The sequence below is a fragment of the Bradyrhizobium sp. LeoB3 genome (assembly GCF_055456055.1).
The window spans coordinates 1-1,154 of the sequence record NZ_JBVBEF010000299.1; the positions used below are offsets into that span (position 1 = coordinate 1).

Genomic DNA, 1,154 nt, shown 5'->3' on the forward strand with positions numbered 1-1,154 from the left:
CGCTATCTGACCAAGCAGGAGATCGATAGCGTCGCTCCAAACAATCCGGTCTACCTGCGCACCGTCGGGCATTTCTCGATGGCGAACACCATGGCGCTGCAAAAGGTAGGGGTCGACAAGACCACCGCGGATCCGAGCGGCGGATCCTTCGAACGCGACGCTGCCGGTGAATTGACTGGCGTCCTAGTAGAGACGGCGATCGATCGGGTCGAGAAAGCCGTGCCGCCGTGGACGGAAGACGATGAAATGCGGCAGTTCACAATTGCCGAAGGCGTGCTGAACAGCTTCGGAATCACGAGCGCGGTAGAAGGCGCAACGGAAGCCCGCGATATCCGCACGCTGCAGAAGATCGCCGCGTCCGGACAAGCGACCTTGCGCATTGGCGTGATGTTCCGGCCAGAGCCGCCGGCCGATCTGACCGCGTGGGAAGCGATCATATCAGGTAACGGGGCTTCTTCAGGCTTTGGCGACGATTGGCTTAAATTCGCCGGGATCAAGATCTTCTACGATGGTGGTATGACGCTGAAGACAGCGCTAATGCGCGACGTCTATCCCGATTCACATGACAACTACCACGGCATCGCGCAGCAGACACCTGAACGGCTGAAGCAACTCGTCTCGATCTGCAATCGCTACGGCTGGCGTGTCGGTGTGCACGTCGTCGGCGATCTCGGTATCGACCAGGTGCTCGACGCGCTTGAGTCAGCCGACAAGGAAAAATCCATTCGGGATCGTCGTTTCGTCCTCATCCATGCCAGTCTGATCAGGCCGGAGCAGATGGAACGTGCACACAGGCTGGGGGTCCGCATCGATTTCCAGAATGTGTTCATGTGGGACAAGGCCGCGACCGTCGAGCGGTTTCTGGGGCGCGCGACCGCTGACCGCGCCGTCCCAACTAGGACGTTGATTGCGAAAATGGGCCTCGACAGTCTCGGCGCCGGAACGGACTTCCCCGTCAATCCGATCAACCCTTTCCTCAACATGTACATCATGGTGACCAGGAAGGATCCGAATGGAAGCGTCTACGGCGCTTCGGAAGCCATTAGTCGCGAACAGGCCCTGCGCCTCTACACCAGTGCGGCCTCGCACTACACCTTCGAAGAAGCGCGGAAGGGGACGATCGAGCCCGGAAAACTTGCCGACCTCGTGGTGCT

Annotated in this window: 1 protein-coding gene; it reads left to right on the forward strand. The window is 59.6% G+C overall.

Annotated elements, in window-relative coordinates; all coding sequences use genetic code 11:
• Positions 1–54 precede the first annotated feature (54 nt).
• Positions 55–1,154 (forward strand): amidohydrolase (locus ACZXDY_RS45975; RefSeq protein WP_464350021.1); only part of this gene is annotated, 1,100 nt, incomplete at its 3' end.